Origin of the sequence: Microbulbifer agarilyticus (genome assembly GCF_019800665.1) — a bacterium.
Taxonomy (GTDB): Bacteria; Pseudomonadota; Gammaproteobacteria; order Pseudomonadales; family Cellvibrionaceae; genus Microbulbifer; species Microbulbifer agarilyticus_C.
Genome location: NZ_JAHVKO010000003.1, coordinates 550,242 through 566,088, shown reverse-complemented (window position 1 = coordinate 566,088; position 15,847 = coordinate 550,242). Strand labels below are relative to the sequence as shown.

Annotated in this window: 15 protein-coding genes and 1 other RNA gene; 9 read left to right on the top strand and 7 right to left on the bottom strand. The window is 58.3% G+C overall.

Annotated elements, in window-relative coordinates:
* The first annotated feature begins 19 nt into the window (after positions 1-19).
* A complete protein-coding gene (locus tag KUV22_RS08115; RefSeq protein WP_222230023.1) occupies positions 20-472 on the top strand; it encodes a hypothetical protein in 453 nt (150 codons plus the stop codon).
* A gap of 96 nt (positions 473-568) precedes the next feature.
* Here KUV22_RS08115 and dnaJ read toward each other — a convergent pair whose 3' ends face one another.
* From dnaJ to grpE, 3 genes are all read right to left on the bottom strand, one after another.
* Positions 569-1,693 carry a molecular chaperone DnaJ gene (gene dnaJ, locus KUV22_RS08110; RefSeq protein WP_222230021.1) on the bottom strand — a complete coding sequence of 375 codons (1,125 nt, stop codon included), beginning with the start codon at positions 1,691-1,693 and terminating at the stop codon, positions 569-571.
* Positions 1,694-1,837: 144 nt separating this feature from the next.
* Complete coding sequence (gene dnaK / locus KUV22_RS08105; RefSeq protein WP_077400893.1) at positions 1,838-3,781, bottom strand: molecular chaperone DnaK; 1,944 nt, start codon at positions 3,779-3,781, stop codon at positions 1,838-1,840.
* A 125-nt stretch (positions 3,782-3,906) separates the two neighbouring features.
* Positions 3,907-4,500 carry a nucleotide exchange factor GrpE gene (gene grpE, locus KUV22_RS08100; RefSeq protein WP_222230019.1) on the bottom strand — a complete coding sequence of 198 codons (594 nt, stop codon included), beginning with the start codon at positions 4,498-4,500 and terminating at the stop codon, positions 3,907-3,909.
* A gap of 372 nt (positions 4,501-4,872) precedes the next feature.
* Here grpE and recN point away from each other — a divergent pair, with 372 nt between their 5' ends.
* Both recN and KUV22_RS08090 read left to right on the top strand, forming a co-directional pair.
* Positions 4,873-6,525 carry a DNA repair protein RecN gene (recN, locus tag KUV22_RS08095; protein WP_222230016.1) on the top strand — a complete coding sequence of 551 codons (1,653 nt, stop codon included), beginning with the start codon at positions 4,873-4,875 and terminating at the stop codon, positions 6,523-6,525.
* A gap of 157 nt (positions 6,526-6,682) precedes the next feature.
* Positions 6,683-7,276 (top strand): lysophospholipid acyltransferase family protein, encoded by a 594-nt coding sequence (locus KUV22_RS08090; RefSeq protein WP_222230014.1) that lies wholly within the window; start codon positions 6,683-6,685, stop codon positions 7,274-7,276.
* A gap of 109 nt (positions 7,277-7,385) precedes the next feature.
* On the opposite strand, the gene fur is transcribed toward KUV22_RS08090, so the two are convergent.
* Complete coding sequence (gene fur, locus KUV22_RS08085) at positions 7,386-7,796, bottom strand: ferric iron uptake transcriptional regulator (RefSeq protein WP_077400884.1); 411 nt, start codon at positions 7,794-7,796, stop codon at positions 7,386-7,388.
* 303 nt (positions 7,797-8,099) lie between these two features.
* Between fur and KUV22_RS08080 the strand changes: the two genes are divergently transcribed.
* Positions 8,100-8,444 (top strand): outer membrane protein assembly factor BamE, encoded by a 345-nt coding sequence (locus tag KUV22_RS08080; RefSeq protein WP_222230012.1) that lies wholly within the window; start codon positions 8,100-8,102, stop codon positions 8,442-8,444.
* Positions 8,445-8,471: 27 nt separating this feature from the next.
* On the opposite strand, the gene KUV22_RS08075 is transcribed toward KUV22_RS08080, so the two are convergent.
* Together KUV22_RS08075 and KUV22_RS08070 are read right to left on the bottom strand one after the other, a co-directional pair.
* Positions 8,472-8,801 carry an RnfH family protein gene (locus tag KUV22_RS08075; protein ID WP_222230010.1) on the bottom strand — a complete coding sequence of 110 codons (330 nt, stop codon included), beginning with the start codon at positions 8,799-8,801 and terminating at the stop codon, positions 8,472-8,474.
* Complete coding sequence (locus KUV22_RS08070) at positions 8,798-9,238, bottom strand: type II toxin-antitoxin system RatA family toxin (protein WP_222230008.1); 441 nt, start codon at positions 9,236-9,238, stop codon at positions 8,798-8,800. The genes KUV22_RS08075 and KUV22_RS08070 overlap by 4 nt, the downstream gene beginning before the upstream one ends.
* Before the next feature lie 267 nt (positions 9,239-9,505).
* Here KUV22_RS08070 and KUV22_RS08065 point away from each other — a divergent pair, with 267 nt between their 5' ends.
* The 5 genes from KUV22_RS08065 to ssrA all read left to right on the top strand — a co-directional run bounded on the left by KUV22_RS08065 (position 9,506) and on the right by ssrA (position 14,876).
* A complete protein-coding gene (locus KUV22_RS08065; protein ID WP_222230006.1) occupies positions 9,506-10,924 on the top strand; it encodes a sodium-dependent transporter in 1,419 nt (472 codons plus the stop codon).
* A gap of 20 nt (positions 10,925-10,944) precedes the next feature.
* Positions 10,945-11,424, top strand: a complete 480-nt coding sequence (gene smpB / locus KUV22_RS08060; protein ID WP_077400871.1) for an SsrA-binding protein SmpB — start codon at positions 10,945-10,947, stop codon at positions 11,422-11,424.
* A gap of 45 nt (positions 11,425-11,469) precedes the next feature.
* Positions 11,470-12,816: a sodium-dependent transporter gene (locus KUV22_RS08055; RefSeq protein ID WP_222230004.1), complete on the top strand. Its 1,347-nt coding sequence runs from the start codon at positions 11,470-11,472 to the stop codon at positions 12,814-12,816.
* A gap of 121 nt (positions 12,817-12,937) precedes the next feature.
* Complete coding sequence (rlmD, locus tag KUV22_RS08050) at positions 12,938-14,344, top strand: 23S rRNA (uracil(1939)-C(5))-methyltransferase RlmD (RefSeq protein WP_222230002.1); 1,407 nt, start codon at positions 12,938-12,940, stop codon at positions 14,342-14,344.
* 142 nt (positions 14,345-14,486) lie between these two features.
* Positions 14,487-14,876: a transfer-messenger RNA gene (ssrA, locus tag KUV22_RS08045) on the top strand.
* Between the two features lie 66 nt (positions 14,877-14,942).
* Here ssrA and KUV22_RS08040 read toward each other — a convergent pair.
* Positions 14,943-15,800, bottom strand: a complete 858-nt coding sequence (locus KUV22_RS08040; protein ID WP_222230000.1) for a hypothetical protein — start codon at positions 15,798-15,800, stop codon at positions 14,943-14,945.
* Positions 15,801-15,847 lie beyond the last annotated feature (47 nt).

Genomic DNA, 15,847 nt, shown 5'->3' with positions numbered 1-15,847 from the left:
GTTGATTGGAGCGCCACTCATGCCTCGCAAGTCTCACCACCCCTTTTGGTCTTCGCTCTGTGCGGCGCTCGTCGCGCTGCTGCTGTTCGCCGTGGTAAATACCGGTAAAGCAGGAGACGACGACACACTCGGCCCAGATTTCTGGGAGAAATATGACGATATTGCCGACTGGACGACCCTGCGCCTGAACCTGACCCCGGAACAGGAAGACAAGGTATTGCCTATTTTAGAGCGCAACTTTGAGCTACAACTGACCATCCTCAAAGACTACGGGTTTGGTAAGGGCAAGTTACCCAAACTGACCCGTGAACAACGCGAGGAGCTGGATGCAAAAATCATCGCAACCCGCGCAGCCACCCGCGTAGAAATGGTTAAAGTATTGAACAAAGAGCAGCTCGAAGAGCTCAAGAAAATGCAGACGGAATTTCACCAGGAATTCCGCAAGCGACTGGACAAAAAGACCAAAGAATAGCCCGGTAAAAAGCACCACAAAAAAGCCCGGACATTTCTGCCCGGGCTTTTTGCTTTGCCGGATAAATACCGACAAGAAGAAAGAGCGATTGTTAAATCAGAGCTTCATATCACCGAAGAAATTCTTAACCCCTTCAAACCAGCCGGTCTGACGCGGGGAGTTTTTCTTTTCGCTCAAGGTACCGGCAAACTCTTCCAGCAACTCCTTCTGTTTGCCGGTGAGGTTAATCGGGGTTTCCACCACCACACGACACAGCAGGTCGCCCGGGGAACCACCGCGCACCGGGGTTACCCCTTTGCCGCGCAGACGGAACAGCTTGCCGGTCTGGCTTTCTGCCGGGATCTTCAGCTTAACCTTGCCGTCGAGAGTTGGCACTTCCATTTCACCGCCGAGGGCGGCGGTGGCGAAGCTAATCGGCACTTCGCAGTACAGGTTTTTGCCATCGCGCTGGAACAGTTCGTGCTCACGTACCATCACCTGTACGTACAGGTCACCGGCAGGGCCGCCGTCTGGCCCGGCTTCACCCTCGCCGGCGAGGCGAATACGATCACCGGAATCCACACCCGGCGGTACCTTGACCGACAGGGTTTTGGTTTCTTCGATACGGCCGCGACCGTGACAGTCGGTGCAGGGGTCGGTAATGACCGTGCCGCGTCCGCGACAATTGGGGCAGGTTTGCTGTACAGAGAAAAAGCCCTGCTGCATACGCACCTGACCGGCGCCACCACAGGTGCCACAGGTCTGGGGCTGGGTACCCGGCTTGGCACCGGAACCGTGGCAGGTGCCACAGTTGGTCAGGGTCGGGACCTTGATCTTGACGGTGGTGCCGCGCACCGCGTCTTCCAGGTCCAGGTCCAGGTCGTAGCGCAGGTCGGAACCGCGCGCCGGACCACGACGGCCACCACCACCGGCGGCGCCACCAAAGATATCGCCAAACACATCACCGAAGATATCGGAGAAGCCGCCGAAGCCACCGGCACCGGCGCCCGCCTGACCATCGACTCCGGCGTGACCGAACTGGTCATAGGCCGCCTTCTTCTGAGGGTCGGACAGGATCTCGTAGGCCTCATTGGCCTCCTTGAACTTGTTTTCCGCCTCTTTATCGTCGGGGTTGCGGTCCGGGTGAAATTTCATCGCCACCCGGCGGTAAGCCTTTTTCAGCTCCTTATCATCGGCGCCTTTGCTGACGCCGAGGACTTCGTAGTAATCGCGTTTGGACATAGCTCTGTGTGTTCTGTTTCAACTGCTTTTTAGGCACGCCTTAAAACGGCGCAAGGCGCGAAGCCCGGTTCTGATGACCGAACGTCCGCGCCTCTGAAGGCGTAAGCTTCAGGACGCCGCCGGAATCCCAGCGGCGGCTGTATCTTACTTGTCTTCTTTCTTGTCGTCTTTTACTTCTTCGAACTCAGCGTCCACTGCGTCGTCACCACCGGACTGGGCCTGCTCGCCCTGCGGCTGTTCGGCACCCGCTTCGCCGGCCTGTGCCTGCGCCTGCTCCGCGTACATCTTCTGTGCAACCGGGCCAGACGCTTCGGTCAGCTTGGTGGTCGCCGCTTCCATGGCAGCCTTGTCGTTGCCTTTCACGGCTTCTTCGGCTTCGGTCAGCGCGGCTTCGATGGCGGTCTTCTCGTCCGCAGTCACCTTGTCACCGGCCTCTTCCAGAGTCTTCTTGGTGGCAGAGATCAGACCGTCGAGGGTGTTGCGCGCGGTTACCAGCTCTTCGAACTGCTTATCCGCTTCGGCATTGGCCTCGGCGTCCTGAACCATTTTTTCGATCTCATCATCGGACAGACCGGAGGAGGCCTTGATCACGATGGACTGCTCTTTGCCAGTCGCCTTGTCTTTGGCGTGCACGTGCAGAATGCCGTTGGCATCGATATCGAAGGTTACTTCGATCTGCGGCATGCCGCGCGGCGCCGGCGGGATGTCAGCCAGGTCGAAACGGCCCAGGGACTTGTTCTGTGCCGCCTGCTTACGCTCACCCTGAACTACGTGAATGGTCACTGCAGTCTGGTTGTCGTCGGCGGTAGAGAACACCTGAGACTTCTTGGTCGGGATAGTGGTGTTCTTTTCGATCAGCGGAGTCGCCACGCCACCCATGGTTTCGATACCCAGGGTCAGCGGGGTTACGTCCAGCAGCAGTACGTCTTTCACGTCGCCGCCCAGTACCGCACCCTGAATCGCTGCGCCAACGGCAACGGCTTCATCCGGGTTGACGTCTTTACGCGGCTCTTTACCGAAGAACTCGGTTACCTTGGACTGAACCAGTGGCATACGGGTCTGACCGCCTACCAGAATCACTTCGTCGATGCCGGATGCGGACATGTCGGCGTCGGCCAGTGCGGTCTTAACCGGCTCCAGGGAGCGCGCAACCAGTTCTTCTACCAGGCTTTCCAGCTTGGCGCGGGTCAGTTTTACAACCAGGTGCTTAGGACCGGTGGCGTCTGCGGTGATGTATGGCAGGTTCACTTCGGTCTGCTGGCTGGAAGACAGCTCGATCTTGGCTTTTTCGGCAGCTTCTTTCAGACGCTGCATGGCCAGGGGATCACCTTTCAGGTCGATGCCCTGCTCTTTCTTGAACTCTTCCGCGAGGTAGTCGATCAGGCGCAGGTCGAAGTCTTCACCGCCGAGGAAGGTGTCACCGTTGGTGGACAGTACTTCAAACTGCTTTTCACCGTCGACGTCGGCGATTTCGATGATGGAGATATCGAAGGTACCACCACCCAGGTCGTATACGGCGATGGTGCGGTCACCACCGGCTTTGTCCATACCGTATGCCAGTGCGGCTGCGGTCGGCTCGTTGATGATGCGCTTAACGTCCAGACCCGCGATGCGGCCGGCGTCTTTGGTCGCCTGGCGCTGGGAGTCGTTGAAGTAGGCCGGTACGGTAATTACTGCCGCATCGACGGTCTCGCCCAGGAAGTCCTCGGCGGTTTTCTTCATCTTCTTCAGTACTTCGGCAGAGATCTGCGGCGGCGCTTTCTTGTCGCCCTTCGCTTCTACCCAGGCATCGCCGTTTTCGGCTTCAACGATGGAGTAAGGCACCATTTTGATGTCTTTCTGCACAACGTCGTCTTTGAACTTACGGCCGATCAGACGCTTCACCGCGAACAGGGTGTTGGTCGGGTTGGTTACCGCCTGACGCTTGGCAGACTGGCCTACCAGTACTTCGTTGTCGTCGGTGAACGCAACGATGGAAGGAGTGGTGCGATCGCCCTCGGCGTTCTCAATAACGCGGGCCTTGTCGCCGTCCAGGACTGCCACACAGCTGTTGGTAGTACCCAGGTCGATGCCGATAATTTTTCCCATGGATCTGATTCCTCACTTTGCTGCGCGCCGGTTTTACGCGATTTTCAGTCACCGGCGCTGCACGTTTGTATTCGGTTGCTGCTTATATTGGTGCCGCCTTTCACATTTCAAGGGCGGCCGTTAAATCAAGGTGCCTTGGAGACGACGACCATTGCCGGGCGCAACAGGCGACCGTTCAGGCGATAGCCTTTCTGGAACACGTCCAGCACCGTATTTGGCTCCACATCGCCATTGGGGATCTGGGTCATGGCCTGGTGCAGTTCCGGGTCGAAGGGCTCGCCGGCCGGGTCGATGAGTTCCATACCGGACTTGGTCAGGGTGTCGATAAAAGACTTCTGGGTCAGTTCGATACCTTCGCGTACTGCCTTTTGCGCCTCATCATCCTTGTCGATGGTGGCGAGTGCGCGCTCCAGGTTGTCCACAACCGGCAGCAGGTCCTTCAGCAGTTTTTCCTGGCCAAACTTGTGGGCTTTTTCCACGTCCTGCTGGGCGCGACGGCGGGCATTCTGTACCTCGGCCTGAGCGCGCAGCACCATGTCTTTGTGGTCCGCCAGCTGCTGATGGAGGGAAGCGATCTCATCGTCGTGCGCATTTTCTTCAGCCAGCGCCTCTTCGGCGGCGTGCTGCTCTGCTGCGCTCGGGTTTTCTACTTCGACGGCGTGTTCCGCCGCCTGATCGCCGGTGTCGATCTGCTCTTCTTCGCTGCGCTCTTTGGCCACTGCTTTCTCCGTCTGTGTCCTGCATTCAACTGACCGTTCGTCAACGGCGCAGTTGGGTGTTCAAAAGAAAGAACCCGTCGTGCCGGGCCGTTCGATACCGGTCCGTCGCGGGTGAGGAGGGTATATGGGGTCATCCAGGCACACTTCAAGTCGCACTTAATGGATACCGGCAGCGACGGTCCACGGCACCGGCCGCATACAAAAGCGCAGGCAGCGAGCTGGCAGAGAAGCGCCCCTTGGGAAAGCAGGGTAATGTGGCGATTGGCCGGCGACGAATGTGATCTGCACCCAATTAGGTCCCGTGAAGATTGAAACCCCTGGTGAAAATACTGTATAAACAACCACTATCGAAATAACAACGAACGCATTCCCATGTTGCTGCACCTGTCTATCAGTCAGTTCACCCTGGTCGACCAGCTGGAGCTGGAGTTCGGTCACGGCACCAGCACCCTCACCGGCGAGACCGGCGCGGGCAAATCCATCACCCTGGATGCACTCGGTCTGGCGCTGGGTGACCGGGGTAATGGCGAACTGGTGCGCGCCGGTGCCAAGCGCGCCGATATCCACGCCACCTTCGATATCAGCAACCACGAGGAAGCCCGCACCTGGCTGGAAGAGCAGGAAATGGACGCCGAGCGCGAAGTGATTCTGCGCCGCACCATCAGTGCCGACGGCCGCTCCCGCGCCTATATCAATGGCCAGCCAGTAACCCTGATGCAGCTGCGCACCCTGGGCGAGCAGCTTATCGATATCCACAGCCAGCACGAACACCAGTCGCTGCTGAAGAAAGACACCCACCGTCGCCTGCTGGACGAATACGCCCATGCCGAGGGGCACAGCGCCGAAGTGCGCATTCACTACAAAACCTGGCAGGACCAGTACCGCCGCTACCGCCGCCTGGCAGACACTGCCGAGGAAACCCAGGCGCGCCGCGACCTGCTGGAATACCAGCTGGAAGAGCTGGCGCAACTGGACCTGAAACCCGGCGAGCTGGAAGAGCTTGAGAGCGAGCAGCGCCAGTTGGCCAACGCCGGCGACATCCTGAACGGCAGCTATCAGCTGGCCGCCATGCTGAACGGTGGCGAAGGGGACATTGCCGAACAACTACACCGCGCCCTGCAGCTGGTCAGCGCCATGCCCGAGCAGAGCCCGGCACTTGCCGAAGTGGCACAGATGCTCGACAGCGCGCGCATCCAGATCGATGAAGCCGGCAGCACCCTGTCGCGGCATATCGACAGCTTTGAGATGAACCCCGAGCGCCTGACGGAAGTGGAAGAGCGCCTGTCCGCCATCTACTCCATTGCCCGCAAACACCGGATTCAGCCAACCCAGCTCGCCGAGCTGCAACAGCAGTGGCAGCAGGAGCTGGAGGAGATCGGCGCACCCGACGCCCTCGATAAACTGGCCGGGGAATGCGAGCAACTGGAGCAGGCATTCCGGGTGGCCGCCGGCAAGCTCAGTAAGCTCCGCATCGCGGCAGCAAAAGAACTGGCGGACGCGGTAAACAGCCAACTGGCCGATTTGGCCATGCCCCATGCCCGCGTCGAGTTGGCACTCACTGCGCTGGAAAAGCCCACCGCTACCGGCCTCGAAGAAGTGGAAATCCTGATCGCCACCAACCCCGGCCAGCCGGCGCGGGCACTGGGCAAAATTGCCTCCGGTGGTGAACTGTCGCGGGTGAGCCTGGCCATTCAGGTCGTCACCGCGCAAACCTCGCGCACCCCCACGCTGGTGTTCGATGAAGTGGACGTGGGTATTGGCGGTGCTACCGGCGATGTGGTGGGCAAACTGCTGCGCCAGCTGGGCGAGCGCGGCCAGGTTATCTGCGTGACCCATCTTGCCCAGGTCGCCGCGCGCGCGCACCGCCAGTATCTGGTGGAGAAGCACAGCGATGGCGAAGCGGCATTTGTGGCCCTGCGGGAACTGAAGGATGCCGAGCGCAGTGCCGAAGTGGCGCGCATGCTCGGCGGTGAGGCTACCGCGCAGTCTCTGGCGCACGCGGAAGAGATGCTGGCCCGGGCCTGATCGAGGGCCCTCGACCGAGGGAAAACTCGGCTAAGCAGTCACAATTAAGCGGCCTTCGGGACCGAAATTGACCGAAAGTGGCGGGAAATTCACTTTATACTCCCGCGCCCGCTACGGCGGATACGACTACACTGACGGGAATCAATTCGGTCTCACCATGCAAACCACGATTTTCAACACCCCCATTATCACGCCATTCCTGCGTTTGATAGCCAAGCTGCTACTGAAGCTACACGGCTGGAACATCGTCGCCGACGAGCAGGCAATGAAACTGAAAAAGTACGTACTCATTGCCGCCCCCCACACCTCCAACTGGGATGGCTACATCTTTATTCTGGCGGCGCTGAAACTGGGGATAAACCCGCACTGGATGGGTAAAGACAAGCTGTTCCCCTTCCCGCTGGGTCGCGTGGTGCGCTGGTTTGGCGGCATTCCCGTCGACCGCAGCAAGGCGAACAACCTGGTAGACGCCACCATCAACCAGTACAACGCCCACGAAGAACTGATCATTGGTATCCCGCCGGAAGGCACCCGCGGCAAGGGCGAACGCTGGAAGACCGGCTTCTACCATATCGCACGCGGCGCCTCGATTCCGGTTGCCTGTGGCTTCGTCGACTTTCCCAACAAGATGGCCGGCATCGGCCCGGTGATGGAGATGAGCGACGACCTGGAAGCAGACCTGAAGCGACTGGGTGCGTTTTACGCCGGCAAGGCGGGCAAGCATCAGAACGATTACACCCCGCCCATCTAAACCGCGGCGTAAACGGCCAATAAAACCAGATAACAAAAAAGGGAGCTTCTGCTCCCTTTTTTATTGGCCCAAAGCTTGAAGCCTGGGCTGTGTGATCAGTACTGGCCGATCAGCTCTCTTTCTTCTTCACGTACAGCACCAGACTGTGGCCGGTCAGCTCGTAACCGTGCTCGGCAGCAATCTTGTGCTGCAGCTCTTCGATCTGCTCATTGTGGAATTCGATGACCTTGCCGGAATCGGTGCACACCATATGATCGTGGTGATCGCCGCGGTCCAGTTCGAACACGGAGTGGCCGCCATCGAAGTTGTGGCGCATAACCAGTCCGGCACTCTCAAACTGGGTCAATACCCGGTAAACGGTCGCCAGGCCCACATCTTCACCGGCCTCCAGCAGCATTTTGTACACATCTTCAGCACTCAGATGTTGTTCACTGGCGCTCTCAAGCAGCTGCAGAATTTTTACACGCGGCAGCGTGACCTTAAGGCCAGCCTTGCGCAGTTCCTGGTTTTCGTTAGACATGGGTATTCAAGTTCCGGATCTTTATGCTCTATTGATCGTCCGCCTGTCGACGGGCGAATAGTTCGGGTATTATCCACGCCCAAGGTGGGCAGCGAAACCCCGACACCCGGATTCATGATCCGTGGTGCTGGCACCCAGTATGCGGCTTGGGCCGACAGGGCCGGGAACTTAATCGCCGGAAAGGCGACTATTCTCTGTCAGGGCGGCATCATACCGTCGGGCGGCAGCGCAGGGCGCTGAATCCACCAGAGGCCTAGCAATGGGCCCCATTACGGAACCATAAAAATTCAGATGGAGCATTCAATGCCATCAGTTGTACGCATTCTGCTGATCGCCGGGCTGGTTAGCCTGATTACCGGTTGTAGCCTGTTCAAATTCCCCGGGGTACACCGGATTCAGGTTCAGCAGGGCAATATCATTACCCAGGAAATGGTCGACCAGCTGAAGCCGGGCATGACCCGCCGCCAGGTGCGCTTTGTCCTGGGCACCCCGCTGGTTGAAGACACCTTCAACCCCAACCGCTGGGACTACATCAACCGCATTCGCAGCCCCAAAGGCGAAGAAAGCCAGAAGCGCTTTACCGTCTACTTCAATGGCGACCTGTTGATTGCCACCAGCGGCGACTGGCAGCCGGTCGGCTGGCCTTAAGCCCTCACCAGCCCCCGCGAAGCGACGTCAGCCGCCCTCGGCCTGACGCTTCGCCTTTGCCGCCCGCTGCTTGCGCGCCTCTTTCGGGTCCGCGATCAGCGGCCGGTAAACCTCCACCCGATCTCCCGGCTGTAATACGTATTCCGCGGCTACCGCCAGTCCTTTAGTGCCCAGCGCCTGACCAAAAATGCCCAGCTTGGCGGTGGCCGGGTCTACTTCCGGGTACTCGCGCGGGATGCCGGACTGCTCCAGCGCCTGCAGGGCAGTAGTACCGGGCTCCACCAGCAAACTCATAAGACGCTGTTCGTGGGGCAACGCATACACCACCTCCACCGCAATCGTTTTCTGGGTGCTCATGCATTCTCTCCGTAAATCTTCTTGGCCCGTTCACACATGGCGTCCACCATCTGATTGGCAATACCGCCGAACAGCTTGCCCGCCGCGGCGCCCAACAGGCGGCTTTCTACATCAAACGACAGGGTAAAAGCCACTTTGCAGGCATCCTCTGCGAGCGGGGTAAAGGTCCAGCAACCGTTGAAGGCGCTAAACGGCCCGTCCACCAACTCCAGTGTCATCTGTGTGGGGCGCTGTAAACCATTGCGGGTAGTAAAGCTCTGGCTGATCCCCGCGCGCGACAGATCGAGCCGCGCCTCCAGGGTTTCTTCATCCTGGTGCAGCACCTCCGCACCGCGGCATCCCGGCAAAAACTGCGGGTAACTGGCCACGTCGTTGACCAGGTCAAACATCTGTTCCGCACTGAACATCACCAGTGCACTGCGTTCAATTTTTGTCATCGGGTATCTTTTTCATCACTCACGGCTTGCGCCATAGAGACCGGATTCTTACCTATCTCGCGATACAGAAGGCAAATTTCGCCCGCGAAGCTACTCAAGGCGGATAAATCCTGCAACAATTCGTTCTTTATCTGCTCTGCAGACTCGACCGTTTTTTGCCCAGACCAGCCCCTGCGGGACCTGTACTTTTTATGTACGGCTCAGGGGCGCCCAGCGCGGCCACGGCAATCACTCAGATGACAAGAATAACAGGCAAGCGAGAAATCTATGTCCGCAGCTAGAGAACATTTTGGCTCCCGAATCGGTTTTATTCTGGCCGCCGCCGGCTCCGCCGTCGGTATTGGCAACCTGGTGGCCTTCCCCGTGGCCGCAACCAAAAGTGGCGGTGGTGCCTTTCTGTTGGTGTACGCGTTTTTCGTTTTCCTGATTTGCCTGCCGGTGATGATGGCGGAGCTGGCGCTCGGCCGCAAAACCGACAAGGACCCGGTGGGCGCTTACCGCCAGCTTTCCGGCGGCTCCCGACTCTGGCATATCCCGGGCTGGCTGGCCCTGCTCACCCCGTTCATGATCGCGGTATTCTATATCGTGGTGACCGTGTGGGTCCTCGGCTACCTGCTCGCCACCCTGACCGGCAACCTGGATCAGCTGGCCAGCGGCGAATACTTCGGCCAATTTATCAACTCGCCGATCGTGTTCGTTTATCTGATCGTGATGATGCTGATCATTAACGGCATCCTGGCAATGGGCGTAAAAGACGGTATTGAGCGCGCAGCCAAGACCCTGATGCCCATGCTATTCGTGATGCTGGTGGGCCTGGTGATCTTCGTTCTCTCACAAGAAAACGCCATGTTGGGAGTGAAATACTACCTGACCCCAGACCTCTCCAAGCTGAATGCGGAAGTCGTGAACAACGCGATGGCACAGGCCTTCTTCTCGCTGTCGCTGGGTATGGGCATCATGATCACCTACGGCTCCTACATGAAGAAGCGGGACGCGATTCCCGGTTCTGCGAAAGCCGTCGCGCTCACCGACACCATGGTGGCGTTCACCGCGGGCCTGCTGATCCTACCAACGATTTTCCACTTCAACCCGCAGATCGACCCGGCAGAATTGAGCGACTCGTCCGCGGGCATGATCTTCCTGTTCCTGCCGAAGATCTTCTTCGCCCTGCAGGAAAACATCGGCTACTTCGGCGCGAGCGCCTTTGCCTCGGTATTCTTCTTCCTGGTACTGGTTGCCGCCATCACCTCGCTGGTTTCCATCATCGAAGTGCCCGTCGCCACGCTGTGTGATGAAAGAGGCATGGAGCGCAAGAAAGCCATCTACACCGTAGCCGCGGCACAGCTGGTACTCGCTATCGCCTGTGCCATGTCTTTCGGCATGGCCGGCTGGCTGACCCAGTTCGTATCGATCGCCGGTGAAAATAAGTCGTTCTTTGATCTTGTAGAACTGATCTTCTACTCTACAATCCTGCCGCTGAACGGCCTGCTGGTCTGCCTGTTTGTGATCTACAAATGGAAGAAGTCCAACTTTGATGCCGAACTCCAGGAGGGTGACAGTGGCTTTGCCGGCACCCTCTCCCAGAAATATGTGAACTTTTCCCTCGGTACTTTTATCCCACTGATCCTGTTGCTGGTATTCATCAACACGGTGGCCGAGAAGTACTTCGGGTATAGCTTCTTCTAAACTCAGGCAACGTTGTATTCATGGCCAAAAAGAAAAAGGCCCCGTCCTCAAACACCATCGCCCTCAACAAGAAGGCGAAGCACGATTACTTTATCGAGGAAAAGTTTGAGGCGGGCATGGAGCTGCAGGGCTGGGAAGTAAAGTCCTGCCGCGAGGGCAAGGCCCAGCTCACCGATAGTTACGTGCTGTTCAAAGACGGCCAGGCGTGGCTGCTGGGTGCGCGCATTCAGCCGCTCCCCAGCGCCTCGACCCACTTCGTTACCGAACCGGACCGCACCCGCCGGCTGCTGCTGAACAAGCGCGAGATCGCCAAACTGGTGGCAGCAGTCAACCAGAAAGGCTACGCCTGTGTGTGCACCGCAATCTACTGGAAGCAGCACCTGATCAAGTGCGAGATCGCGCTGGCCAAGGGTAAAGCAGGCCACGACAAGCGCGAGACCGAGCGAGAACGGGACTGGAACCGCCAGAAACAGCGCCTGATGCGCAGCGACCACCGTTAATCCGCAACTCACCAAAACAACAGAACAATAACGACGAGATTTAGCATGAGTGCACCGCGAGGACAGTTCAGTTCTAACTTTGGCTTCCTGATGGCCGCCGCCGGCTCCGCCGTTGGCCTCGGTAATATCTGGGGCTTTCCCACCAACGTCGCCGCCAATGGTGGTGCCGCGTTTGTGGTGATCTACCTGGTACTTGCCTTCCTGCTGGCCTACCCGGTGCTAATGGCGGAACTCGCCATCGGCCGCTACGCGCGCAGCAACATGGTCAAAGCGTTGCGGGAAATTTCCCCGGGGCCCGTCAGCCGCGCCGCCGGTACCCTCACCGGTCTCGGCGGGATTCTCGTCGCCTCCCTGATCCTGAGCTTCTACGCCATTGTCGCCGGCTGGATGGTTGCCCATCTGGCAGACCCGGTTGCCACCCTCGCCGGCGCGAAGGAAGCTGCCGCCTGGATGACCGGTGACAGCACCGCGCGCAACTTCACCTTTACCGCCATTTTCAGCGGCTTCACCATGCTGATTATTGCCAGCGGTGTGGAGAAAGGTATCGAGCGCTGGTCCACCCTGCTGATGCCGTCACTGATCCTGTTGTTGCTGATGCTGATCGTGTACGTGCTCGCGCAGCCCGGCGCCTTCCAGGGCCTCGAAGCCTACCTGATCCCAGACTTCAGCAAACTCTCACCGGAACTGCTGCTGTCGGCCATGGGCCAGGCGTTCTTCTCCCTGTCGCTGGGTGTGGGCACCATGCTGATTTACGGCTCCTACCTGAGCAAGGAAGAAAGTTTGCCGCGCCTGGGCGCGCTGGTAACCCTGATCGACGTGGGTATCGCGTTCACCGCCGGCCTGCTGATCCTGCCGGCCATGTATGTGGCCCAGGCCGCAGGCACCCAGATCTTCTCCGAAGCGGGCGACCTGATTGCCGGCCCGGGCCTGATCCTGCAGGTACTGCCCGCCCTGTTCGACAGCATGGGCACCACCGGCCTGTTTGTGGCCATCGCCTTCTTTGCCCTGATGAGCATCGCGTCCCTCACCTCCTCCATCTCCATGCTGGAAGTGCCGGTCGCCTTCTCTATCGAGAGTCTGGGCCTGAAGCGCAAGCCCGCCACCCTGTTGATGGGCCTGATTATTTTCCTGATCAGTACCGTGATCATCTTTAATTTCGACAGCCTGTTCGGCCTGGTGATTTCCATCAGCACCGAATACGGTCAGCCGCTGCTGGGTGTGGCACTGTGTATCTTTGCCGGCTGGATCTGGCGCCGCGACCAGTTGCTGATGGAAATGCAGGAAGGCCACGAAGGTATCGAGAACACCCTGTTCTGGAAAGTCTGGCCCTGGTACGTGCGCATCGTGTGCCCGCTGCTGATCCTCGCGGCCTTCGCGCAGACCGTGCTGTAACCGCCTGTCCGGATTATCTGACCTAGAATACTCCTGATATTCCCTTGGGCTGCCCGCCGCGGCAGCCCAAACTTTCCCCCACTGTTATCGTTCTAACCTATCGTCTAACGACGCCGCGTTTATGCCATCCAGAAAACCACCTTCGATCTTCCGCAATTCCACTCGCCGCAATGCCGGTAAACCACCACAGGGCGGCAGCAAGAAACCATCGAAAGCGACACCCGAGGTAGAGATCGAACGGTTTAGCCACGAGGTACGCGGTATTGCGCGCCACCAGGGCAAAACCGTATTTGTGGATAACGCCCTGCCGGGTGAGACGGTGCGCATCCGCTATACCGCCAACCGCGCCAAGTTTGATGAAGCAGTGGCCACCGAGGTGCTGATAGCCTCCCCAGACCGGCAAACACCGCCCTGCCCCCACGCAGAGGTCTGCGGCGGCTGCGCGCTGCAACAGATGACTCCTGCCGCGCAGATCGACGCCAAGCAACAAATCCTGCTGGATCAGCTCAGCCGGTTTGCCAAAGCCACTCCCGAGCAGGTGTTACCGCCACTCACCGGCAGCACGCTCGGCTACCGCCGCAAGGCACGCCTCGGTGTGCGTTTCGTAAAACCGAAAAGCGGCGGCAAGGCGAGCCTGGTGCTGGGCTTCCGCGAGAAAGGCTCCAACGACCTCACCGATGTCGAGCAGTGCCCGGTACTTCCTGCGGAAGCCTCTGCGCTGATTCCGCAGCTGCGCGAGACCATCCTGCAGTGCGAGGGCCGCCGCAACATCTCGCATATCGAAATTGCCGCCGGCGAAGATCACACCGCATTAGTCATCCGCCACCTGCAGCCGTTATCAGAAGAGGACCGCGAGCGCTGGCTGGGCTTTGCCAAGCAACACCAGCTGCACCTCTACCTGCAGGGTGAGCAGGGCGATGCCAACACGCACAAGGTCTGCCCCGAATCCGGCCCGGCGCGCTTGCACTATGTATTGCCCGCATTCGACCTGACCCTGAACTTCCATCCGCAGGATTTCATTCAGGTGAATTTCGAGATCAACCGGCAGATGGTTTCGTTGGCGCTGGAACTGCTCGACGTACAACAGGAAGACCGCGTGCTGGACCTGTTCTGTGGCCTCGGCAACTTCACCCTGCCACTGGCCACCCGCGCGCGGGAAGTGGTTGGCGTGGAGGGGCTGTTTTCACTCACCGAGCGCGCGCGGGAAAATGCGTCTGCCAACGGCATCGACAATGTCCGCTTCCAGGCCGCCGACCTGACCGAAGACTTCTCCCGCAGCCCCTGGGCGCGCGGCGGCTTCGACCGCATCCTGCTGGACCCGCCGCGCAACGGCGCGCTGGAAGTGGTGCGCAACATCGGCCAGTTCAACGCCAAAGCCATCCTGTACATCTCCTGCAACCCCGCCACCCTTGCGCGGGATACCGCAGAACTGATCCAACAGGGCTACGTCCTGCGCAAGGCCGGGGTCATGGACATGTTCCCCCACACCACCCACGTGGAATCGATCGCTTTGTTCGAAAAGGCCTGACCCAGTCAGGCCCGCCAGTTCACCATGAGCGCGTGAACAGCCCAGAACCGGCGGTCAATCTTTTTGCAAACACACCTATTGTGACAATCCTGCTTCCGGTATAATTACTAATACGCCTACGATATTCGTAGCGGCAGATTCCGGGGATGACTTGGATTCGACGCCGGTGACGAAACCATGGGTGCATGCCGTGAGGGTAGCGAATCACGTAAATCCAAAGCTGCATTTTATTAGTTGCCAACGACGACAACTACGGTGCCCAACTCGCTGCGTAAGCAGCTTGTGAAGCACTAACTAAGGGTTCGTCCCTTAGCGGCCCTCAGCAAGGTTCCAGTACCGCGCTGTTGGCTGTTATACAGAACTGGATCGCCGTGACACTTATCTGAGGTAGATCGGTTAAAACTTTTTCAGAATCGTCTGCTACGTCCTGCCCGTTGGGCTGTAGTGGATTAAATCAATAGACGGAACTAAGCATGTAGAGCCTCTGGCGGAGTGCTGACGGACGCGGGTTCGACTCCCGCCATCTCCACCAAATTAAAAAGGCCCGGTATCGAAAGATACCGGGCCTTTTTACTTACCTGACCTCACACAGCTCAAGTTAGTTTGTCTCGTTTCTGAACGCGTAGAGCGTATCTGCCAAGGAGTCCATGGGTGTTTCGATCGCCTCGACGATCTTCTGCGGGCTTCCATAGAGCCGAACGGCCTGATCTTGCGGTGCAATTTCCAGCAAGAAAGCCCCGCCTTCCGAGTGGCCCGCGATATTCAATGTCAGGTTGTTTTGGAAGCGCACTTTATCTCCGTAGCCCGGGCGGATACGAAACCCCACCGCGTTAAGCTGCTGCAGGATATTGTCGCGGTGAATAATCTGATCCGCCAAGGCGAGCGTTGCATCGCTGGTGGCCCGTTCGTCCAGAATTAATTGCACTCCACCAATATATCCATACTTTTTTCCGTCTTCTTCGGCGCTGGCATAGGCTTTATTTTCACCATAATTCTCGGCAAGGATTTTATCTGCATCATAGTGAATTGAAGCGATGGTAACTCCGTGCTTTACCGCGGCTTTTAATATCTGGTCGTACTGGTTATACGCTGCATCAAAAGTGCCTTTGTTCTGAATATCTTTGCCGGCGACCATATCTTCAACGTTGAGAATATACGTTTTAAGACCGCGCTTAATCAGCTTGCGATTCAGGCTTTGCAGGGTGGGGTCAATAAATAAACGCTCTTCGCCATTCGCCCCGCCGCTGGATAAGTTGAGGTGATCCGGCAAGGTGTGATCAGACACCAGCAGTACGTCCACCTCTTCCATCGTTTTCACCACAGGGCCAATATCGACCGTGGTTTCTACTGTGGTATCTGCTTCAATAACGGTGGGCGTATCCGCGCAGCCCTGAAGGAGAGACAGGGTCAATACGATGAAAAATGAAGAGCTTAAGCGCGCTAACTGCATAGCCATACCTGTACCAACGATGCTTTTATCCAAAATCTAACGACTAAGTTACG